General features: G+C 59.4%; 23 protein-coding genes. 11 read left to right on the top strand and 12 right to left on the bottom strand.

Features of this window, described 5'->3' with window-relative positions; all coding sequences use genetic code 11:
- Positions 1-39: 39 nt before the first annotated feature.
- The 3 genes from ACR0DB_RS06860 to ACR0DB_RS06850 form a co-directional block, all read right to left on the bottom strand.
- Positions 40-858: a DUF2189 domain-containing protein gene (locus ACR0DB_RS06860; RefSeq protein ID WP_480549683.1), complete on the bottom strand. Its 819-nt coding sequence runs from the start codon at positions 856-858 to the stop codon at positions 40-42.
- A 175-nt stretch (positions 859-1,033) separates the two neighbouring features.
- Positions 1,034-1,984 (bottom strand): hypothetical protein, encoded by a 951-nt coding sequence (locus ACR0DB_RS06855; protein ID WP_480549681.1) that lies wholly within the window; start codon positions 1,982-1,984, stop codon positions 1,034-1,036.
- Between the two features lie 75 nt (positions 1,985-2,059).
- The gene (locus tag ACR0DB_RS06850; RefSeq protein WP_480549679.1) at positions 2,060-2,449 is read right to left on the bottom strand and encodes an OB-fold nucleic acid binding domain-containing protein; all 390 of its coding nucleotides are present in this window, start codon (positions 2,447-2,449) and stop codon (positions 2,060-2,062) included.
- Between the two features lie 127 nt (positions 2,450-2,576).
- Here ACR0DB_RS06850 and ACR0DB_RS06845 point away from each other — a divergent pair, with 127 nt between their 5' ends.
- Both ACR0DB_RS06845 and ACR0DB_RS06840 read left to right on the top strand, forming a co-directional pair.
- Positions 2,577-2,900: a 2Fe-2S iron-sulfur cluster-binding protein gene (locus tag ACR0DB_RS06845; RefSeq protein ID WP_170769391.1), complete on the top strand. Its 324-nt coding sequence runs from the start codon at positions 2,577-2,579 to the stop codon at positions 2,898-2,900.
- 62 nt (positions 2,901-2,962) lie between these two features.
- On the top strand, positions 2,963-3,682 hold the full coding sequence (locus tag ACR0DB_RS06840) for an FG-GAP repeat domain-containing protein (RefSeq protein ID WP_480549677.1): 720 nt from the start codon (positions 2,963-2,965) through the stop codon (positions 3,680-3,682).
- 93 nt (positions 3,683-3,775) lie between these two features.
- On the opposite strand, the gene purD is transcribed toward ACR0DB_RS06840, so the two are convergent.
- Positions 3,776-5,038 (bottom strand): phosphoribosylamine--glycine ligase, encoded by a 1,263-nt coding sequence (purD, locus tag ACR0DB_RS06835; RefSeq protein ID WP_480549675.1) that lies wholly within the window; start codon positions 5,036-5,038, stop codon positions 3,776-3,778.
- 75 nt (positions 5,039-5,113) lie between these two features.
- On the opposite strand from purD, the gene xseA reads away from it, so the two are divergent.
- Entirely contained in the window at positions 5,114-6,607 is a 1,494-nt protein-coding gene (xseA, locus tag ACR0DB_RS06830; RefSeq protein WP_480549673.1) for an exodeoxyribonuclease VII large subunit, read from the top strand.
- Between the two features lie 7 nt (positions 6,608-6,614).
- Here the strand turns inward: xseA and ACR0DB_RS06825 are convergent, their stop codons facing one another.
- Positions 6,615-7,010: a hypothetical protein gene (locus tag ACR0DB_RS06825; RefSeq protein ID WP_480549671.1), complete on the bottom strand. Its 396-nt coding sequence runs from the start codon at positions 7,008-7,010 to the stop codon at positions 6,615-6,617.
- 127 nt (positions 7,011-7,137) lie between these two features.
- Between ACR0DB_RS06825 and ACR0DB_RS06820 the strand changes: the two genes are divergently transcribed.
- From ACR0DB_RS06820 to ACR0DB_RS06800, 5 genes are all read left to right on the top strand, one after another.
- Positions 7,138-7,776 (top strand): lysoplasmalogenase family protein, encoded by a 639-nt coding sequence (locus ACR0DB_RS06820; RefSeq protein WP_480549669.1) that lies wholly within the window; start codon positions 7,138-7,140, stop codon positions 7,774-7,776.
- A 58-nt stretch (positions 7,777-7,834) separates the two neighbouring features.
- Complete coding sequence (gene ftsY, locus ACR0DB_RS06815) at positions 7,835-8,962, top strand: signal recognition particle-docking protein FtsY (RefSeq protein WP_480549667.1); 1,128 nt, start codon at positions 7,835-7,837, stop codon at positions 8,960-8,962.
- 89 nt (positions 8,963-9,051) lie between these two features.
- Complete coding sequence (locus ACR0DB_RS06810; RefSeq protein ID WP_170769385.1) at positions 9,052-9,954, top strand: EamA family transporter; 903 nt, start codon at positions 9,052-9,054, stop codon at positions 9,952-9,954.
- Positions 9,955-9,970: 16 nt separating this feature from the next.
- Positions 9,971-10,576, top strand: a complete 606-nt coding sequence (locus ACR0DB_RS06805) for an inner membrane-spanning protein YciB (RefSeq protein ID WP_170769384.1) — start codon at positions 9,971-9,973, stop codon at positions 10,574-10,576.
- 101 nt (positions 10,577-10,677) lie between these two features.
- The gene (locus ACR0DB_RS06800; protein WP_480549665.1) at positions 10,678-11,346 is read left to right on the top strand and encodes a Crp/Fnr family transcriptional regulator; all 669 of its coding nucleotides are present in this window, start codon (positions 10,678-10,680) and stop codon (positions 11,344-11,346) included.
- Between the two features lie 218 nt (positions 11,347-11,564).
- On the opposite strand, the gene ACR0DB_RS06795 is transcribed toward ACR0DB_RS06800, so the two are convergent.
- From ACR0DB_RS06795 to rpiA, 6 genes are all read right to left on the bottom strand, one after another.
- The gene (locus ACR0DB_RS06795; protein ID WP_170769838.1) at positions 11,565-13,004 is read right to left on the bottom strand and encodes a Do family serine endopeptidase; all 1,440 of its coding nucleotides are present in this window, start codon (positions 13,002-13,004) and stop codon (positions 11,565-11,567) included.
- A gap of 185 nt (positions 13,005-13,189) precedes the next feature.
- Positions 13,190-13,384, bottom strand: a complete 195-nt coding sequence (locus tag ACR0DB_RS06790; RefSeq protein ID WP_480549663.1) for a DUF2065 domain-containing protein — start codon at positions 13,382-13,384, stop codon at positions 13,190-13,192.
- The gene (hflC, locus tag ACR0DB_RS06785; RefSeq protein WP_170788450.1) at positions 13,384-14,262 is read right to left on the bottom strand and encodes a protease modulator HflC; all 879 of its coding nucleotides are present in this window, start codon (positions 14,260-14,262) and stop codon (positions 13,384-13,386) included. The genes ACR0DB_RS06790 and hflC overlap by 1 nt, the downstream gene beginning before the upstream one ends.
- Positions 14,262-15,404, bottom strand: a complete 1,143-nt coding sequence (gene hflK, locus ACR0DB_RS06780) for an FtsH protease activity modulator HflK (protein ID WP_170788449.1) — start codon at positions 15,402-15,404, stop codon at positions 14,262-14,264. The genes hflC and hflK overlap by 1 nt, the downstream gene beginning before the upstream one ends.
- 72 nt (positions 15,405-15,476) lie before the next feature.
- Positions 15,477-16,835 (bottom strand): glutathione-disulfide reductase, encoded by a 1,359-nt coding sequence (gene gor, locus ACR0DB_RS06775; RefSeq protein ID WP_480549661.1) that lies wholly within the window; start codon positions 16,833-16,835, stop codon positions 15,477-15,479.
- A 102-nt stretch (positions 16,836-16,937) separates the two neighbouring features.
- Complete coding sequence (gene rpiA / locus ACR0DB_RS06770) at positions 16,938-17,723, bottom strand: ribose-5-phosphate isomerase RpiA (protein ID WP_480549659.1); 786 nt, start codon at positions 17,721-17,723, stop codon at positions 16,938-16,940.
- Between the two features lie 168 nt (positions 17,724-17,891).
- Between rpiA and ACR0DB_RS06765 the strand changes: the two genes are divergently transcribed.
- Genes ACR0DB_RS06765 through ACR0DB_RS06755 form a run of 3 tightly spaced genes read left to right on the top strand, consistent with a single transcriptional unit; the run spans position 17,892 to position 20,928 of the window.
- Complete coding sequence (locus tag ACR0DB_RS06765; RefSeq protein ID WP_170784351.1) at positions 17,892-18,593, top strand: glutathione S-transferase family protein; 702 nt, start codon at positions 17,892-17,894, stop codon at positions 18,591-18,593.
- A gap of 1 nt (position 18,594) precedes the next feature.
- Positions 18,595-19,968, top strand: coding sequence for an L-serine ammonia-lyase (locus tag ACR0DB_RS06760; RefSeq protein ID WP_170784350.1), 1,374 nt, complete (start codon positions 18,595-18,597; stop codon positions 19,966-19,968).
- A gap of 45 nt (positions 19,969-20,013) precedes the next feature.
- The gene (locus ACR0DB_RS06755) at positions 20,014-20,928 is read left to right on the top strand and encodes a DMT family transporter (protein WP_480549657.1); all 915 of its coding nucleotides are present in this window, start codon (positions 20,014-20,016) and stop codon (positions 20,926-20,928) included.
- On the opposite strand, the gene ACR0DB_RS06750 is transcribed toward ACR0DB_RS06755, so the two are convergent.
- A complete protein-coding gene (locus ACR0DB_RS06750; protein ID WP_480549655.1) occupies positions 20,873-21,580 on the bottom strand; it encodes a thiamine diphosphokinase in 708 nt (235 codons plus the stop codon). The genes ACR0DB_RS06755 and ACR0DB_RS06750 overlap by 56 nt on opposite strands.
- Between the last annotated feature and the right edge of the window lie 98 nt (positions 21,581-21,678).

Genomic DNA, 21,678 nt, shown 5'->3' with positions numbered 1-21,678 from the left:
GTCGGCGGCTGACCCTTTTCCGAAGGGTTCACATTCAAATCACTCCTCTACCGGTGGCACCGCCCGCTGGTAGAGATGCCATGTCGTATGCCCCAGAATCGGCAAGGTGAAGATCAGGCCCAGAAATGCCGGAACTAGTGACAACAGCATCGTGACCGAAATAATCGCCGCCCAACTCAGCATGACCACAGGGTTTTCGGTGACGACGCGGATAGATGTAAGCATGGCCGAGACAAAGTTGGTCTCGCGATCCAGCAACATGGGCATGGCGACGACAGTGACCGAGAACAGGACCGCGGAAAGGAATGCGCCTATGGCCGTGCCAACGGCCAGAAACGTCCAGCCCTGCGGGGTAAAGAAGACGATGTTCAAAAACCCGTCCAAATCCGAGAACGAGGCGTTTTGCAGGATAATCGCCAGCCACAGCCGAACCTGATAAACCCATACCCAGAAAATGAACAGGGTGACAAAGGCCATCCAGCCCATCTCGCGTTTGCGCTGATGGGCCATGACGGTCAGGATGTCGGACCACCCGAACGCCTGTCCCTTTTGCAACCGGCGTGACATTTCATACAGCCCGGCGGCTGCAAATGGTGCAATCAACGGAAAGCCGACAATGGCCGGAATGATCATCCAGATCTTGCCCAGCCAGACCATGACCCAAACCAGTAGAATGCCGAAGACCGCATAGAACAGACCAAAAAAGCCGCTCATGACCGGGCGCGCCAGAAAGTCGGAAAACCCGGCCTTCAAAGAGGCCGTGATATCGTCAGCAGTGATCGTATTGACGTTGGCCCTGTCCTGTGGCTGGGGCGTCAGGTCGTCTGGCGGTGTGGAATCTGCGGTTTTGGATGGCATGTCACGGTCCTCCCAAAGCGTGGCACGGCAGCCTGTCGGCGCCGCCAAAGTTCCGATGATGAAACTGTGCATCAACGCTGACGTTTGGGCAAGGCAGGAGTAAGTTTCAGGCGGGCCGTGTACCGTATGTCGGCATGTCCAAGAACCACCGGGACAAGCGGTAGTCGGCAGAGTGCTAAATCGATCCGCCGCTTTTACCAGGCGGATCTTCATTAAACTGCTCGAAAAACCGCGCAAGCCCGACCAATGGCGACACATACGGCAAGTCGACCAGCGCAATCGAGGACAGACCTTCGGCGGCATCCAATCTAGCATGCAAACGGTCCGCTCCGAAATCCTGCACCCAAAAACCCAAATCTTCGTACAGGTTTCGTCGGCTTCTGATTGTCACTGTCTCACATATCGCGGTCTGCCCTTCGCCGCGGACAGTCAAGCGTTCGACATCCACGTTGGCCTCTCCTTCAACCATATAATACGTCGAAATAACCTGACTCGTACCGCTCTCTTGCTCGATCTTGCATTTATAGAGCATTTCCATGTTCTCCGGGTCCCAGGTGTCGGGATTTACCGTGTTCATGTTCATCGAGACCGTGAACAACCCATCATCCCCCACCGGGCCGGTTTTGTATTTTCCGCTATAGCTGTCAGGTGCTGTCTTCAGAATGTCAAAGGCACGCTGTGCAGGGATGGGGTATCTGGCGCGCGACTTCCATTCCCGCAAACCAAGGGGAACATGCAGAAAAACGCTGGGCAGCCAGTTCAGGCCGAGCCATAAGAAAAAACTGACCAGAACCGTTCCGATAATCGTCCAGGCTGTTGCCTTCCCTTGATTTTGCGTTGGCGCAAGGTCGGGCAGCATCTCAATCACCGGCAAGAGCATTAGGGTCATACCAAGCACTAAGGCCGTTGTGACCGTCTCCCACCAGACCCGCGGATAAATGAGCACCAGTAACATGATTGCAAATACACCAAACAAGGCCGTCACGAGTTGCATTTTCGGACCCGCCAAAAGTGCGGAATGACCAAATACCTGCGTCCCCACAGCCCATGGCACGAACAAAAGAATCAAACTAAGAAATATCAGCCGACGTAGTCGAAATACGCGGTACAAATACTTGTTTTTCATAATGTAATACCCGTCAAACTGGTGACTGAATTACATTCAACCTTGGCAAAACCATGACGTCTGGGTGTTTTCTTCTCACTTGCTTTGGGGCGATTGCCCCTCCCCCCGTACCAACACGTCCAACATGGCCGAGATATCTTCGATCTCTTCCGCGATCACATGGGTTACGGAATGCGCCCGCTGCATCCGCCCCGTGATCCGCAGCAACCGGCCCGAGATCACCGCCCGGCGAAATTGTTCATACATCGCGCGCCAGACAACCACGTTCACGATGCCGGTTTCGTCCTCCAGCGTCAGAAAGATCACGCCCTTGGCTGTACCCGGCCTCTGCCGCAAGATCACCAGCCCGGCCACGGTCACACGCGCATGATCGGGCGGATCGTCCAGCCGATTGGCTGGCAGGCAAGCGGGTGGGCGCGGCCAGTCTCGGTTTGAAACTGCATTGCGAACAGGGGCAACAAGCATGAGAACAAAAATAGAACATATCACAGGAATGTCCAGTCGCGGCATCCCGAGTCGCAAATGAGGGTGGAAAGACCTAAATGGCTTGACTAAGGAAGGTTTCGAACATCGTAAAAGGAAGACGCACGCAATGGCAAAGATCACCTATGTCGAGCATGGCGGTACCGAGCACACTGTCGAGGTCGCCAACGGACTGACCGTCATGGAAGGGGCCCGTGACAACAACATCCCCGGCATCGAGGCCGATTGCGGCGGCGCCTGCGCCTGCTCGACCTGTCATGTTTATATCCACCCTGATTGGGTCGAGAAGGTGCCTGCCAAAGACGACATGGAAGAGGACATGCTGGACTTTGCGTTTGAGCCCGACCCAGAGCGGTCCCGCCTGACCTGCCAGATCAAAGTCACCGACGCGCTGGACGGTCTGGTCGTTCAGATGCCCGAGAAACAGATCTGATGATCTCCAAAGCGCCGCGCCGACTCTCTCGCCTCTGGCAAGGCAGGTCTCGCGGCGCGCTTATGGCAATGTGCTTGTGGTTGGTCACAACAGCCCCTGCCATTGCAGATACGATTGTCGCGGCTCGTTATACCGAACCCACGACCCGATATCCTCATGGCGTTCTGGGGGATCAGATCGAATATGGAACACTTGAGCTTACCATAGAAAACACGCCTGCCACACAAGGCTCGACGGGCGCTAAGGAACGATCTGCCCTGACCATCCGCCTGCCCGAGGACCGTGTTTTCGAAGATCTAGCGCCCCGGTTGGCGGACGTTGATCAAAACGGCACGCTCGAAGTTCTGGTTGTCGAAGCCCAAAAGGATACAGGCGCGCAACTCGCCATCTATAACGCGCACGGGGAAAAGATCGCCGCCACCCCGCATATCGGCACCCGTTTCCGCTGGCTCGCACCGATCGGCGCGGCCGATCTGGACGGCGACGGCTACGTCGAGATCGCCTATATCGACCGCCCTCACCTGGCCAAAACCCTGCGCATCTGGCGCTTCAAAGATGGCACTCTGACCGAAATCGCGGCACTGCGCGGTCTGACAAACCACAAAATTGGAGAGGCTTTCATCTCAAGCGCCATCCGCGCTTGCGGCACCGGCCTCGAGATGGTCGTCGCCAGCGCCGACTGGAGCACCATCGTCGGCGTTTCTTATCTAGACGGCTGGCAAACCAACAACCTTGGCCCCCTCAAGAAGCGCAGTGACCTAACAAACGCACTCACTTGCTGATCCGTCCTTCATCAGGCCCCAAATATCCCGGGGAGCGCGAGGAGCTGGCCCCTCGCTAAAAAAGATCGAGACAGGCGCAGCCCGGAAATCAGATCACAAAGCCCGCCAGCCGATATCACGACGGAAGAACCCGCCGGGCCAGTCAATCCCATCAACCATCGCATATGCCCGGTCGCGCGCGTCCTGCAATGTCTCGCCCCGAGCGGTGACGTTCAGAACCCGACCACCCGTGGCCAATACCTGCCCATCCGCAGCCTTGGTCCCGGCATGAAAGACCATGTTCTTGCTGTCCTCGGGCAGCCCGTCCAGACCGCCAATAACACTGCCCTTCTCGTAAGACCCCGGATATCCCTGAGCCGCCATCACAACGGTCAGCGCATGATCATCGGCCCAGTTCACCTGCGCCTCACGCAAACGGCCCTCGGCTGCGGCATGCATCAGATCCATCGCCTGCGCGCCCAGGCGCATCATCAGCACCTGACATTCGGGATCGCCAAAGCGCACATTGTATTCCACCAGTCGCGGCTGCCCGTCCTTGATCATCAAACCCGCATAGAGAACCCCCTGAAACGGCATCCCGCGCTTTTTCATCTCGGCCACGGTCGGCTTGATGATCTCTTCCATCGCGCGGGCTTCGACCTCGGCGCTCAGGACCGGAGCCGGAGAATACGCTCCCATCCCGCCTGTATTCAGCCCGGTATCCCCCTCGCCTACGCGCTTATGGTCCTGCGCGGTGCCGACCGACAGGATATCCTCACCGTCACACAGCACGAAAAGCGAGGCCTCCTCGCCCTCCATGAATTCCTCGATCACCACCTCGGCCCCGGCCCCGCCAAAAGCCCCGCCAAACATGTCGTCGATGGCCTCCAGCGCGGTCGCCTCGTCCATCGCCACGATCACGCCCTTGCCGGCGGCCAGACCATCGGCCTTGACCACAATCGGCGCGCCTTGTTCGCGGATATAGGCCTTGGCGGGCTCGGCCTCGGTAAAGCGCCCATAGGCTGCCGTCGGCGCGCCCGAGGCGTCGCAGATTTCCTTGGTAAAACTCTTTGATGCCTCCAACTGCGCCGCCGCAGCCGAGGGGCCAAAGACAAGAACACCCGCTTCGCTTAGGCGGTCGGCAACCCCAGCCGCCAAGGGGGCCTCGGGGCCGACAATCACGAAATCAATTGCGTTTTCCTCGGCAAAGCTGACCACAGCGCCGCCATTTTCGATGTCCAGAGCCGCGCAATCGGCAATCTGAGCAATTCCGGCATTGCCCGGCGCGACGATCAGACGGTCACACTTGGGGTTCTGCATCACCGCCCAGGCTAGGCTGTGTTCGCGTCCACCGCTCCCGAGAATGAGGATATTCATGACTGCTCTCCGATCTGCTTGGCCTCGCCTTCCGCGCGTTCTAAGCTGGGTGGGCATTTGACACAAGGCGCTGAAATGTCCGACCTGCTTGACGATCCCATTCCCGGCCAAAACACACCTGAATACAGTGTTTCCGACATTTCCGGCGAGGTAAAACGCACACTGGAAAGCACCTTTGGCCGAATCCGTGTGCGTGGTGAGGTCGGGCGCGTGTTCAAGGCGCGCTCGGGCCATCTTTACTATGATATCAAGGATGACCGGAACGTGCTGGCTTGCACCACGTGGAAGGGTCAGATCTCGGGACTGTCCGTGGTGCCCGAAGAAGGGCTTGAGGTCGTCGTAACCGGGCGTCTCACCGCGTTTGGCGCGCAATCGAAATACAACCTGAATGTCGATGAGGTCGCCGTCGCAGGCCAAGGCGCACTGATGGCGTTGCTGGAAAAGCGTAAGAAACAGCTAGAGGCCGAAGGGCTGTTCGCGCCTGAACGCAAGAAACCCCTGCCCTATCTACCGCAGATCATCGGCGTAGTGACATCACCATCTGGCGCAGTGATCCGCGATATCCTTCACCGCCTGCGCGACCGGTTCCCGCGCAAGGTGCTGATCTGGCCTGTCGCCGTGCAAGGATCGAACTGCGCGCCCGAGGTTGCCAACGCGATCAACGGTTTCAACCAACTCACCCCCGGAGGCGCCCTGCCGCGCCCAGACCTGATCATCGTCGCCCGCGGCGGCGGGTCGATCGAGGACCTGTGGGGTTTCAACGAAGAGGCCGTCGCACGGGCGGCTGCGACTTCAGACATCCCACTAATCTCAGCCGTGGGGCACGAAACGGATACGACACTGATCGACTATGTCTCGGACCGTCGCGCGCCGACGCCCACCGCAGCCGCCGAACTGGCCGTGCCCGTGCGGATGGAACTGTTGGCCTGGACCGGCGAACAGGACGCGCGCCTGTCCCGCGCTGCGACCGACGCCGTGCAGCGCCGCAGCCAACGCCTGCGCGACCTGTCCCGGGCGTTACCGCGCCCCGACAGCCTGTTGAACACACCGCGTCAACGTCTTGATCTGATTGCCGATCGCCTGACCCCGGCTTTGGAACGTGGTGTTCAAGCGCGACGCATCAAAGTTGTGGAACTGTCGGCCCATCTGCGCCCCTCGACCCTGCGAAATCTGGTGTCCTCACGGCAGGAGGCGGTGCGCAACCTGTCATCCCGCCTGTCCTTGCGCCCTATTCAGCGCGACATTGACGCTCAACGGCAAACCCTGACCCGCTTGACCGAGCGTCTGAACACCGCCCAGACCACGCGTTTGGACCGGATGCGACAGACGTTAGAAGCCACGGACAGGCTTCGAGAAACACTCAGCTACAAGGCCACGTTGCAGCGGGGCTATGCCGTGGTGCGCGCCGAGGGCGAGGTGGTGACAACCCGGAAACAGGCGGCAAAACATACCGCGCTTGAGATCGAATTCGCCGACGGCATATTAGCGACGGGCATGTCGTCCACAGCAAAGTCACCAGCTAAGAAATCGCAGAAAAAAGCGCCACCCGATCAGGGTTCACTGTTCTAGGTCTCGCTCAAACGCCAACCTCGGGGCCGAGGCAGACCATCTCCTCATCGATATCTTCGGCCTCGTACAGCTCCGTCTGCTCGGGGTTGCCTTCGAACTGAGCAATCAAGCCGCTGCCGGATTCGACAAACACCCAGCATTGCGGGTCCAGCCGGTCTTCGTACAGAAAACAAATCTGGTCATTCTGCTCGTACCAGACGCCTTCCTTGCAATCTCCGTCCAGAAAGGACCAGATCACGCGTCGGTTGGGCAAATAACGTTCGACCCCGTAAACCTGCCCCTCAAAGCCGTAGAACAAGGTTTTACCCTGCGTATACGAGTCAAATTCAGCCCCCGAAAGCGCGGATTGCGCCGCCGCCATCTGCGCGGACATAGCCAGAAGAATCGCAACATGCCTGATCATGTCCGTATGATGTCAGATGCCAACCGGCAATGCCAATTACCAATCTGTCAGGACAGGCTGCCTTAACGTCATGGGTTGAGTTGCGGACGCATTCCCGATGAAGCTGGACGAAAAAAGGGACACTTGAATGACAACTGCGCTGTTTCTGGTCGCTGCTGCCTGCGCGTTGGCCTATCTGCCCTTGGCGCCTCGCCCGGCCAACACACTTAGGTCGGTGCTGAAAACAGCCTCGGTCGCCAGCCTTGCCGTCATCGCCCTGCTGTCTGAGGCGCCACTCCTTTTGATCGCCGCACTGAGCCTCTGCGCCATCGGAGACGCGCTGTTGTCGCGCGAAACCGACGCAACGTTCATGGCAGGGATCGGTGCCTTTGCAGCCGGACACCTGGCCTATATCGCACTGTTTCTGTCGCATCCCAGCAGCGATACCAGCCTGATTTTAACTCACCCCGGCCTATTCTGGTCCCTGATCCTGCTGGGTATCGTCGCGGCAACTCTTCTGGCCCCACGTGCCGGGGATCTCAAACTACCGGTACTGGGCTATATCCCGATCATTCTGGGCATGGGTGTCACTGTTTTGGCCCTGCCCGACACCGGCGCTTTGCGTTGGGCGCTGCCCGCCGCGCTGGCCTTCATCGCCTCGGACCTGATCCTTGCGACCGAGAAATTCCTGCTGCCCGCCAATCACCCGGCCCTGCGGATGACCCCTTATCTGGTCTGGCCGCTATACTGGGGCGCACAGGCCAGTCTGTTGATCGCCTTTCTCTGACCCTTTGCAACTGCCGCAAATCCGCATTAGGTGAAAGGAACACCTGCGGAGACCAAAAATGGCGTTTTTCTCAAAGCTCAAAGACAAGCTGTTCAAATCCTCGTCCCGCCTCGAACAGGGGCTGGATGCAATCGTCGACGATGGCGGAGAGGAAACGGCTGCACCCGAGCCCAGCCCACTTGAGCCTGCACCGCAAACTGAACCCGTCTCCGCACCGCCCGAACCTGAACGCACGCCACAACCGGTCGAAACCGCGCCACCTGAACCTGCCGCACAACCCGCGCCCGAACCAACCCAGCCCAAAGGCGTCTTGAGCCGCCTGTTCAACCGGTCCGAGTCCCAAACCGTTGTCCGTCGCACCCTGGACGATGACATGCTGGAACAGCTCGAAGAGCTGCTGATCGCCTCGGATATGGGCGTCGATACCGCCCTGCGTGTCACCTCGAACATGGCCGAGGGGCGCTTTGGACGCAAATTGTCTACGCAGGAAATCAAGCAGCTGCTGGCACAGGAAGTCGCCCGCGTGATGGAACCCGTGGCCAAGCCCATGCCGCTTTACCCCAAACGCCCGCAGGTCGTGCTGGTTGTGGGTGTCAACGGTTCGGGCAAAACCACCACCATCGGCAAGCTGGCCAGCCAGTTCAAAGCCGCGGGCAAAAAAGTCGTCATCGCCGCGGGGGATACCTTCCGCGCCGCCGCCGTCGAACAATTGCAAGTCTGGGGCGACCGCGCAGGCGTCCCGGTTCTGACCGCCCCCGAAGGCTCGGACCCGGCGTCGCTGGCCTTTGACGCCCTGACCAAAGCTCGGAACGAAGGCGCAGACCTTCTGATGATCGACACCGCTGGCCGATTGCAAAACCGCGCCGACCTGATGGAGGAACTGGCAAAAATTGTCCGCGTCATTCGCAAGGTCGACGACAGCGCCCCTCACAACACCCTGCTGGTACTGGACGCCACCACCGGCCAGAACGCACTCAGCCAGGTCGAAACCTTCAGGAAATTGGCTGATGTATCCGGTCTGGTGATGACCAAGCTCGACGGCACCGCCAAAGGCGGGGTTCTGGTGGCGCTGGCGGATAAATTCGGTCTGCCCATCCACGCCATTGGCGTCGGAGAGCAAATCGACGACCTCGCCCCGTTCGACCCCGAAGAATTCGCCGCCGCCCTCACCGGCCTGCAAAGCTGATCCGCCGCTTCATCTGGCCAAAAATATCCTCGGGGGGCGTGGGGGGGGCAGACAGCCCCCCACTTCTCCGCCAAAACAAAGACCGAAATTTGAGCGACTGGCTGATCTCCCTTGAAGGCACCGAAGCGGGCCACAGGCTCGCCCTGGCGCTTGCGCTGTCAGCCGCTTTCCTGCACGCAGCCTTTGGCGCGCTGCAAAAAGGGCGCCACGATCCCTGGATGTCGCGCGGGGTGATTGACGCCTGCTATTGCCTTATGGCGGCCCCGTTTGCCCTCTTCGTCGTGCCTTGGCCCGAACCCTTTATGTGGCCCATATTCGCAGTCGTCTGGCTGATCCACATCCTCTACAAAATCCTTCAGGCCCTGGCCTACACCAAAGGCTCATACACAGTGGTTTACCCGGTCGTGCGCGGCACCGGTCCACTGTTCACCGTGATTGGCGCTTACCTGTTGTTTGACGAAACCTTCACCGGCACCCAATGGCTCGGTGTGGCTGTCCTGCTTTGCGGGATTTTCGGACTGGCCGCCTATAACTTCCGGTTTCTCGAAACCAACCGCGAAACGCTGGGCATCGCCTTGGCGCTGGCCATCGCGACCGGTTTGTTCGTCGCGCTCTACACGACCTATGACGCCTATGGCATCCGCGCCACCGCCGACCCGTTCACCTTCCTCGCCTGGTTCTTCATGATCGACGGCGCCACGCTACCCTTCTATGCCTTCCTCAGATGGCGCGCGATGATCCACCGCCCCGCGCTTGGCCCTTTGATGCTGCGCGGGCTGGCTGGCGGTATCATTGCACCTCTGTCTTTCGGTTCGATCATGCTCGCCACCCGTCTGGATAAAGTCGGCGAAGCAGCTGTCCTTCGTGAAACCTCAACCGTCTTCGCAGCGCTTATTGGCTGGCTGGTTTTGAAAGAAACCGTTGGCCCCAGACGCATCGCACTGATGGCATTGATTGCACTCGGCGCCGTAATAGTTGAAATGGGCGGGTAAACAGCAGGAAACCGACATGACAGGCAAGAATGAGATCAACCCGTTTCTGAAACAGGTGCTGGAGCTTGGCCCGCCGCTGGCTTTCTTCTTCATCTATTTGCGCCTGCGCGACGACAGCTTCCAATTCGCAGGAACGGAATATTCCGGCTTTATCGTCGCAACGATCATCTTCGTCCCACTTATGCTGGGCGCAATGGGGATATTGTGGTTCCTGACCGGAAAACTCAGCCGGATGCAGATCTTCACCGCTTTCATGGTGATCTTCTTCGGCGGCCTGACCGCATGGTTCAATGACGAGCGGTTCTTCAAAATGAAAACCACCCTGGTCTATGGCTTTTTCGCCCTGATCCTCGGCATTGGTCTGCTGCAAAAGAAATCCTACCTCGCCTATGTTTTGGACGAGATGCTGCCCATGCGCCACGAAGGTTGGATGATTCTGACACGCCGGCTGTGTGCCTGTTTCGCAGTGCTGGCCGTCGCCAATGAATTCGTCTGGCGCACCATGTCGACCGATCTGTGGGTCAAAATCGAAACCTTTGGTTTTCCGATCGCACTAATGGTCTTTCTCATGCTCCAGTTCAGCATGTTGCAGACCTATATGGACGATCCTGACCAGCAATAGGCCGTAGATTCCGTAAAACTACATAAAATCCTTGGCTAATCGCCGTTGCTGTGGAAAGTTGTGACACCACTCACACCTGCCAGCCGGAGCACCACATCCACATGACGGCCTTTCCCAATACCGGTTTTCTGGCCGAAGCATCCGACCGTCTGCGCGCGATGCTGTCGGCACAGGCGACCGAAATCTCGCTTGATGACGGCGAGACATTGTTTGAACAGGGCGATGAGGGCGATGCGCTCTACGCCATTCTCGCCGGTACGCTCGAAGTGTCCTTTCTGGCGATGAGCGGTCGCAAACTGTCGCTGACCCTGATGAAACCCGGCGAAGTTTTTGGTGAGATAGCGCTGTTCGACAGCGGTCCGCGTACAGCGACCATTGCCGCCGCCGAGCCTTCTCGCGTATTGCGGGTGCGGCGTACAGATGTGATGGACCAAATCCGACAACACCCGGATTTGGCAGTTGATATGATCCGTCTGGCCGGTCTCAGGATGCGCTGGATGGGCTCGCAGTTGAACGAACAGGTGTTCCTGCCCATGCCGATCCGTCTGGCCCGCAAGCTGCTGCACCTGACCGACCTGCAAGAGGACCCCTCAAGCCGTCTGTCCCTGTCGCAAAGCGAGCTGGCCGAGTTTGTCGGCGCCACGCGCGAGGCCGTATCGAAGACCATCTCGACGTGGAAGCGCGACAAGGTGGTCGAGGCATCGCGGGGCGGGTTGATGATCCACGACTTTGACGCGCTTCGAGAACTGGCGGATTCCGATCTTATCTGATCCGCTGTGACCTGCTTCACATACCTGTGTAGTCGTTAAGGCTATCTTCATAACTGTTACCGTAGGAGGTCAGAGAATCATCCCCGATATCTGTCCACTGACCTCTCCCTGTATCAGAGTCGCACGCCTTCCCCGGTGTGCGGCTCTTCTCATTTCCGGTGTATGAAAAAAAAGGCCGGGGTGCAGACCCCGGCCATTCTTGCAATCTGAAAGGCAGGTTATTCGCCCAGGCTAAGTGCTACAAAACGTGGATCGCCACCACGCCGTACCAGCAGCAACAGCGACTTGCGGCCCGCTTCGCGTGCTTCGTCCATGCGCGTCTCAAGATCCTGAATCGACGCGACCTTCTGCTGACCGGCTTCGGTGATCAGATCACCCGCCCGCAGGCCCTTGGCATAAGCTTCCGAGGCTTCATCCACATTTGTTACAACCAGTCCCTCAGCGTCAGCATCCAATTCCAGATCGGTGCGCAGCGTCTCAGTCAACGGTGAGATCGTCAGGCCCAGAATATCCGCGTCTTCCTCGACCGGAGCTTCCTCTGCAGGTTCTTCTTCACTCCCACCGGAACGCTCGGCATCCTCACGGCGGCCCAATGTCACCAGAACGGTCTGCGTGCCGCCATCACGGTGCACAACTACGCGGACAGATTTGCCCACCGTAGTTTCACCGACCTGCCGCACCAGACCGCGCGTGTCTTCAACCTCAACACCATCAAAGCTGAGAATCACATCGCCCGCCAGCAGGCCAGCCTCTTTGGCTGGGCCGTCCGGCACATCGCTGATCAACGCACCGCCGGGCTTTTCCAGACCCATGGCTTCGGCCATATCCTCGGTCACGTCCTGAATGCGTACACCCAGCCAACCACGGCGGGTCTCACCAAACTCGCGCAGTTGATCCACGACCTTGATCACCACATTCGACGCCATCGAGAAACCAATCCCGATTGAGCCACCATTGGGCGACAGAATCGCTGTGTTCACACCTATGACCTCTCCATCCATATTGAACAGCGGCCCACCCGAGTTGCCCCGGTTGATCGCTGCATCGGTCTGGATGTAGTCGTCGTAGGACCCGCTCAGCGCACGATTGCGGGCCGAGACGATCCCGGCTGAAACCGAAAAGCCCTGACCCAGCGGGTTGCCCATCGCAATCACCCAATCGCCCACACGTGCCACATCACTATCACCGAACTGCACATATTGCAGTGGCCCTGAGGCCTCGACCTTAAGCAGTGCGATATCGGTTTTCTCATCAGTGCCGATGACCTTTGCAGGCAGCTCTTTCTTGGGTTGACCGTCGCCGGGGAAAAATTCAACAAGGATTTCATCGGCTTCGGCAATCACGTGATTGTTCGTGACGATGAAACCATCCTCGGAAATCACAAAACCCGAACCCAGCGCGTTGCTGCGGCGCGGGCGGTTGTCGTCATCACCCTCTCGATCCTGAAACTCCCGAAAGAAATCCTCGAACGGAGAGCCCTCGGGCACAATGCCTTGCGGCCCGGATTGCCCTTCGATCAAGGTTGAAGTGGTGATGTTCACCACCGCCGGGCTGATCTTTTCGGCCAGAGGCGCAAGGCTTTCCCCGCGCGCCTGCGCGGCGACGGTTTGGGCCAGAACCAGAACCATCCCGGCAATGGCCAACCACATCAGCCGCATGAAACCAACAACCTCGTCCCGCCGGACGGAAATACTGCGCGCTTGTGCCTGCACTTGGGAACTCCTTGTCGTCACTACACGGTGGATCGCCCGCAGGCGGCCCTTCTTGACAACCAATGTAGTCGGTTTGGCCAAGCCCGCAACTGAGGATCGCGGGGAAATCACCGGCAAGTGAAAAGGCTGTATTAAAACCCGACCTGATACGCGGCCCAAAGCAGCACCAAACCCGAGACCACGCACAGCAATCCGGCCAGCCGCCGCGCCTGTTCGGGCAGGCTGCGCAGCGCTTCCAGCATGCGTTCAATAAGCGAAGGGGCCAGCGCATAGGCCAGCCCCTCGACAATCAGTACCAGCCCGAAGGCCAGAAAGATCATACCCATTACTGGGCTGCCTGCCCTGTAGGCGATTTGAGGTAGTTGAAGAACTCGGAATCCGGGCTCAGCACCATCGAACTGTTGCCACCGCCCAGCGCACGTTCATATGCCGACAGCGAGCGGTAGAATTCGAAGAATTCCGGGTCTTTGCCGAAGGCTTCGGCGAAGATAGCGTTGCGTTCGGCGTCAGCCTCACCGCGGATGATCTCGGCCTCACGGTTGGCGTCCGACACCAGTTCAACCACGGTCCGGTCGGCCTGTGCGCGCACACGCTGGGCGGCCTCGTTACCACGGGCACGTTCGTCGGTCGCTTCACGTTCCCGCTCGGCCTTCATCCGATCGAAGGTTGCGTTCAGGTTTGCCTGCGGCAGATCCGTCGCCTTCAGGCGTACGTCGATCACGTTCACGCCCAGCGCCCGCGCTTCGGCAATCGCGCTGTTGCGGATGCGCAGCATCAACGCTGCACGGTCGGAGCTCAGGATGTCACGGGACGAGACCGACCCCAGCACTTCCCGCGTTTCAGCGCGGAGGATACGGTCCAGACGATCCTCTGCCACCGGAATGCCGCCGACACCGACCGCCTGACGGAACTGCTCCAGATCCGAAATCCGGTAGCGCGCGAAGGCATCGACCACCAAACGGCGATCGTCCAGAGGCGTCACTTCAAGCGGTTGCACGTCGATCGACAAGATACGGTCGTCATAGCGCACAACTTCCTGAATCAGCGGGATTTTAAAGGCCAAACCGGGTTCTTCCTTGACGGAAACCACGCGTCCGAATTGCAGGACCAACGCCCGTTCACGTTCATCCACGATGAAAATAGAGGACAGGATGCCCACTACCAACAAGACAACTGCACCTAGAATAATTGGTGATTTACGCATCAGTTGCTCTCCTGCCCAGAATTGCGGCGCAGTTCATTTAGCGGCAGGTACGGCACAACGCCCTGCCCCGAACCGGTCGAGTTTTCGTCCAGAATGATCTTGTCCACGTCACCCAAAACCTGCTCCATCCGTTCCAGATAGAGGCGCTTCCGGGTTACGTCGGGTGCTTTGGAATACTCTTCCAGAACCGCACTAAAGCGGCTGGCCTCACCCATGGCGCTGTTGATCTGCTGGGCGCGATAGGCTTCAGCCTCCTCCAGCACCTGCGCGGCTTCACCGCGCGCTTCCGCCAACACGCGGTTGGCATAAGCGTCCGCCACATTTTGCAGACGGTCACGTTCCTGCGCCGCGGCCTGAACGTCGCGGAAGGCGGCGATCACGTCCTGCGGCGGGTCGGCCTTGTCGAAGTTCACACGGATGATGTTTACGCCGGAATCATAGCTGTCCATTGTCGATTGGATCAGCTCTTGCAGGCGTTCTGCGATTACACCACGATCCCTGTTTAGGATCGGTGCCAGCTCACTTTGTGCGATAATCTCACGCATGGCCGACTCAGACACCGCACGGATCGTTTGACGCGCATCGCGCAGATTGAACAGGAACTTGGCGGGGTCGCTGATGTTCCAGACGACCTGATAGTCGATATCGACCACGTTTTCGTCCCCGGTCAGCATCAACCCATCGTCGCTGCCGCGTGTTCCGCCCATGTCTTCGGTCTGTTCCCGAGTGACCGGGATAACCTCGGCGGTGACAAACGGCCAAGGGGCAAAGTTCAGGCCGGGATTTCCGACCGATGAGAATTCGCCCAGAAACAGTTCAACCGACTGTTCTTCGGGTTTGACGGTGTAAAAGCTGGCCGCGCCCCAAAGCACAGCACCAACGACGAGACCGATAAGCACGGTCCCCTTCGTAAACAGCGGACCACCGCCGCCGCCCTTGCCATTGCTTCCTCGGCCCGAACCGCCGCGACCGCCCATCAGGACGCGCAGCTGTTCCTGCCCCTTTTTTACCAGATCGTCGATCTCGGGGATCTGCGGGCCATCGCCTTCGGGTGGGCGTTGCCCGTTCCCGTTGTTACCCCGATTTCCTCCGCCGCCCGAGGAGCCTCCGCCCCCCCAGGGGCCACCGCTGTTGCCCGCCATATGTATCTTTTCCCTTGTGTTGGACCGTGTGATCACGGGTTCCCTTGTAACTTGTGTGCGCGTGGTTGCAAATCAAGCAGTGCGCACAGGTTGACGCATTGTCACCAGTTCTTCGGCCATGACCGGGTGAACGGCGACCGTGCGGTCAAAATCTTCCTTGGTTGCGCCCATCTTTACGGCAATGCCCGCCAGCTGGATCATCTCACCCGCGCCCGGAGCGACGATGTGACAGCCCAGCACCTTGCGCGTCGCCTGAGACACGATCAGCTTCATCATCACCTTGTCGGTCCCACCCGCAAACGCCTTTTGCATCGGTTTGAACGAAGTTGCATAAATCTCGACTGGTTCCTGTGCTGCGGCCTCTTCTTCGCTCAAACCAACGGTGCCCATTTCGGGCTGCGTGAAGATCGCGGTCGGGATCAGTTCGTGATCCACCGGGGTTGGGTTGCCCTTGAACACGGTTTCCACAAAGGCCATGCCCTCGCGGATCGCAACCGGGGTCAGGTTTACACGATCAGTCACATCCCCGATGGCATAGATCGAGGGCACGCCGGTCTGGCTGTATTCATCCACGATGATCTCACCCTTGCGGCCACGTTCGACACCAACAGCCTCAAGCCCTAGATTGTCGGCGTTGGGCGCGCGACCGGTGGCGTACATGACCACGTCGAACTGATCCTCGGTCCCGTCGGTGGCTTTGACGCGGATCTTGTCGCCATCCTTGGCCATTTCAACCACATTTGTACCCAGGCGCACGTCGATCCCGTTTGCGCGCATTTCGTTGCAGATCAAATCGCGGGCCTCTCGGTCAAAGCCGCGAAGGATTTGTTCACCGCGATAGAATTGCGTGGTCTTGACGCCGAGCCCATTCATGATCCCTGCAAATTCGCTGGCGATATAGCCGCCGCCCACGATCAGGATGTTTTCGGGCAGTTTCGGCAGGTGGAAAATCTCGTTTGAAGTGATGGCGAGGTCTGATCCCGGAAACTCAGGCACAACCGGGCGACCGCCGGTGGCGATCAGGATATGCTTGGCGGTTTTGCGGGTGCCATCGGCCAGTTCAACCGTATGCGCATCCACCACGGTGGCCCGCTGGTCAAAGCTTTCCACGCCGTTGTTCTTCAGGATGTTGCGATAGATGCCTTCCAGCCGATCCAGTTCTGTTACCAGCTTGCCGTGGAACGTATTCCAGTCGAACGCGCCGGGCTGGATATCCCAACCGTAAGCCTGCGCGTCACCCACCATGCCCGAGAACTCACTGGCGAACACCATCAGCTTTTTGGGCACACAGCCCCGGATAACGCAGGTTCCGCCATAGCGATCTTCCTCGGCCAGCGCCACCTTGGCCCCGTTTTCACCCGCCGCGACACGCGCGGCGCGAACCCCGCCCGAGCCGCCGCCGATGACGAAAAGATCATAGTCAAAGCTCATCCCGAGTTCCTTTTTGTCAGGCCAAATTTCGTTGCTTATCTGGGGTCGATTGCGAAACTGCCAACCCTTGATGGGCCGGATTTTGTGAAGAAATCATACGGATCAGTCCGCAATGTCCAAAAACAGGTTCTCATCGCTGTCGGAGGGTTGCTCTGTTTCGGTCGTGCCCTCATTGATATCCCTGATCTCGACCCGGCCATCGCCATGGCCAATCACCACCTTGTCGCAGATGTCGATGAACAACCCGTTTTCGACCACGCCGGGCACCTGATTCAGCACCAGAGCCAGCTGCCGGGCGTTTCCGATACGGTGCAGATGCAGGTCAAGCACATGGTTGCCTTCATCCGTGACGAAGGGCTCGTCCCCATCCATCCGCAAAGCAGTCGAAGTCCCCAGAACGTCCATCGTATCCAGAATCTCTTCGACCAGAGTGCGCGTGGTCTGCCAGCCAAAAGGAATGACCTCGAGCGGCAGGGGGAAAGCGCCAAGGGTCTCAACCTCTTTCCCGGCATCGGCGATGACCACCATCTTATCGCTGGCCGTCGCGACGATCTTTTCCTGCAAATGCGCGCCGCCGCCGCCCTTGATCAGGTTCATCTCCTGATCGAACTCATCCGCGCCGTCGATGGTCATATCCAACCATCCGGCCTGATCCAAAGACACGACCTCGATCCCGACCTCACGCGCAAGCTGCGCAGTCCGGGTCGAGGTGGGCACGCCCTTGATCTTCAGGCCTTCCTCCTGCACCCGTTCGCCCAAACGACGCACCATCCAGGCGGCGGTGGACCCGGTCCCCAGCCCCACGCGCATACCCTCCTGCACCAGATCGGCGGCCCGACGCGCGGCCACGTATTTTGCCCGGTCGATCGGTGACATTTCTGCGGTCATGGCGGCATCCCCCTGTCTTACTGAGGCAACGTATACGGAATGCCCGCGCCAACTGCGAGAGCGAATTGCAGAACCGCGCAGGCCAACACGTCGCGAAACTACGCGTTTCCGATTGGAAACGTCGCAATCAGGGCTTTGGGAAAATGATGTAAGGTATAGATAGGTTTCATGACTGCGCCCTATCGCCTGCACTATGCCCCCGACAACGCCTCGCTGGTGATCCGACTGGCACTGTCCGAGATGGGCCTGCCGTTCGAGACCGTGCTGGTGGATCGCACCCGCAACGCGCAGGACAGCGCAGATTATCGCGCGCTGAACCCCAACGGGCTGATTCCTGTTCTGGAAACGCCCCAGGGCCCGATTTTCGAAACAGCCGCTATTCTGCTGTGGCTGTCGGACACCCATGGGCAACTGGCCCCCGCCGCCACCGATCCCGAGCGGGCCGCGTTTCTGAAATGGCTGTTCTTTGCTTCGAACACGTTGCACGCCGATCTGCGCATTTTGTTCTATGCCGAGAAATATATCGACGCGGCACAGGCCGACACCCTGCGCACTGGCATCCGCCCGCGCCTGCGGCATCACCTGAAATTGCTGGATGCGCAGGCCCAAAGCACTCCGAACTGGCTGCAACCTGACAGCCCGTCGGTTTTGACCTACTATCTGGCTTGTCAGATGCGCTGGATGGCGCTCTATCCTGCCAAGGCGGATCGCAGTTGGTATCAACTGGCTGATACTCCTCACTTGCAACGCATCGTGATGCAGTTGGAAGCCCGTCCCGCAACCCGCGCCGCCATCGCGGCCGAGGGGTTGGGCGCCACGCCATTCACCGCCCCGACTTACGCTAACCCTCCAGAAGGCTCTGCTACCTGATATGTTCCTGTCTGTCTTCGATATGTTCAAAGTGGGCATCGGCCCGTCCTCGTCGCACACTATGGGGCCGATGGTGGCCGCCGCGCGGTTTTTGGACCAGATGCGCGCCTCTCCGTTCGAATTTTCGGGGCTGCGCGGGTCTTTGCACGGATCGCTGGCGTTCACCGGTGTCGGCCATGCCACCGACCGCGCCACCATTTTGGGCCTCGCCGGTTTTGTGCCCGACACCTATGACAATGAAAAGGCCGAGGCCGCGCTGGCCGCGATCAACGAAACGCATAGCGTCACGCCCGAGGGGCTGCCGACGCTGGAGTTCAATCCGAAGACTGATCTGGTCTTTGACTATGAACACAATCTTCCCGGCCACGCCAACGGCATGATCCTGATGGCCACAGATGCACAGGGCGATGTGATTCTGCGGCAGGTCTATTACTCGATCGGCGGTGGCTTTGTTCTGACCGAAGAGGAACTGGCCGAGGGCAAGGCGACCGACGAAGGCGACCCGGTGCCCTTCCCCTTCAAATCCGCAGTCGAGATGCTTGACATGGCCAAAGCCAGTGGCAAAAGCATCGCCGAAATGAAGCGCGCCAACGAGATCGCGCGCGGGTGCGCGGACAGTTTCGCCAAGGGCACCGCGCGCCTTTGGCAAGTGATGAACGAATGTATCGAGCGTGGTCTGAACACCGATGGCATCCTGCCTGGTGGCCTGCACGTGCGCCGTCGCGCAAAGGGCATCCATGACGCGCTGCAAGCCGAGCGGGGCATGAACCTGAACGCCCCGCACACGATCAACGACTGGATGAGCGTTTACGCCATGGCCGTGAACGAAGAAAACGCCGCTGGGGGTCAGGTCGTCACCGCCCCCACCAATGGCGCGGCGGGCGTGCTGCCGGCGGTGCTGCGTTATTACCTGGATCACGTGCCAGGTGCCTCTGAAAGCCGCATTGAGGATTTCCTTCTGACTGCAGCCGCTATTGGCGGGTTGGTCAAGTTCAACGCCTCAATCTCGGGGGCCGAGGCCGGATGTCAGGCCGAGGTCGGCAGCGCTTCAGCCATGGCCGCCGCAGGTTTGTGCGCGGTGATGGGCGGTACGCCGGAACAGGTAGAAAACGCCGCTGAAATCGCGTTGGAGCATCACCTTGGCATGACCTGCGACCCGGTCGCCGGGCTGGTTCAGGTCCCCTGCATCGAACGCAATGGATTGGGGGCGATCAAGGCGGTTTCAGCCGCGTCTCTGGCGCTTCGCGGGGACGGGCATCATTTTGTCCCGCTTGACGCGGTGATCGAGACCATGCGCCAAACCGGGCACGACATGCACGAGAAGTACAAGGAAACCTCGCTGGGCGGTTTGGCCGTGAACGTCCCAAACTGCTGAGACTGGCGCTTTCATCGGCGGCGCAAACCCCGTAGCGTGCCGCCCATGACTCAGGATCGTCCCGTTCTTGGCATCATGTTGATGCTTGGCTTTTGCGTCCTCGCCCCGGCGGGCGATGCGATGGCCAAGCTGTTGGGCGAGACGACTCCGGTGGCCATGCTGGTCTTTGTGCGCTTCGCCGTGCAGGCGCTGGTGCTTGTGCCGCTGGTCGCCCTGACGGGGCGGGTCTGGCGGATGACCGGGCGCGTGGTGCGGCTGACCTTGCTGCGTACCGTTCTGCACATCATCGGAATCAGCGCGATGTTCACCTCGCTGCAATATCTGCCGCTGGCAGACGCGGTGGCCATCGCGTTTGTCATGCCCTTCATCATGCTGCTACTCGGCAAATACGTTCTGGGGGAAGAGGTCGGCCTGCGCCGCCTGATCGCCTGTATCGTCGGGTTTATCGGTACGCTATTGGTGATTCAGCCCAGCTTTGTACAAGTCGGCGCCGCAGCTTTGTTGCCGCTGGTGGTCGCCGTGGTCTTTTCGCTGTTCATGCTGGTCACACGACACATTGCGAAGGAGACGGACCCAATCGCCCTACAAGCGGTCTCGGGCACCATGGCCGCGGTCCTGATGCTGCCGTTTCTTCTGATCGGAACCGCAGCAGGTGTATGGGAACTGTTGCTGATCGCACCCGCCGACGGCACCTATGCGCTTCTCTGGGCCATCGGACTTTTGGGCACCGTGGCGCATCTGTTCATGACGTGGTCCCTGCGCTATGCGCCCTCGGCCACACTGGCCCCGATGCAATATCTGGAAATCCCCGTCGCCACCCTGATCGGCTGGCTGATCTTCCATGACCTGCCCGACGGAATCGCAGCCATCGGGATCACCATCACCATCGCAGCCGGATTGTTCGTCATTCTGCGAGAGCGGGCCAGCGCCCGGTCTGCCCCGACAGAAACGCCTGCATGACCTGATCCAACGCATCCCGAGGCACCATCACAAGCAGCCCCGGCCCCTCCATCTCCAGCGTCACCTCGGATACGGCGCGGTTCGAGGTCCCGACCTGCCCATCCGGGGCCAGTTCCAACCCGTCAATCGGCCATTCCAGCCCCTGACTGCGCCCGGTTATGCACCGCAAAGGAAACAATGACACGGTCTCCCCCACCGCCAAAGGCAATGTGATCCGAGGTGGCGCGTGAAACACCACTTCCTGCACGCCCAATAGGATACAAGGGCGATCCTGATGTCGAACCAGAGCGTTAAGCACCGCCAACTGATGATCCAGACGCGCGCCCAGAAACCCGACACCCAGCGCCAGCGGCGTTTCCACATTGCGAAGAACCTTGTCGAAATCCGTGCTGTCCTGTTCACGGATAAGAAACAACCGTTCCGCCGGAATCTGGGCCTTGTGATCCGGTGAAAGCGAATCAAAATCGCCAATCACCGCGTCGGGAATGACCCCTGCATCCAGCAGCGGTGCGGCCCCTCCATCAGCTGCAACGCAGGTTTCGGCGCGAATCAGCGCCAGTTCGATGTCCCTTGGGTTGATTTCTCCGCCGCCGACTAGCGTTATTGGCCCATCACAGCGTACAATTCCCGTGTTTTTTCTAAGATTGATCATTTTTCCCGGATTTGGACACATTGAAACCACAAAATGATAGGCTGATTGGCATAGTTCAGGGCCAATGGGTATGCCCATCGCCGGGCGGGTTGGCTCTC

The sequence above is a fragment of the Ruegeria sp. AB6 genome (assembly GCF_056542685.1).
Note: the sequence above shows the minus strand (reverse complement) of the source record. Positions and strands in the feature narration are given on the sequence as shown.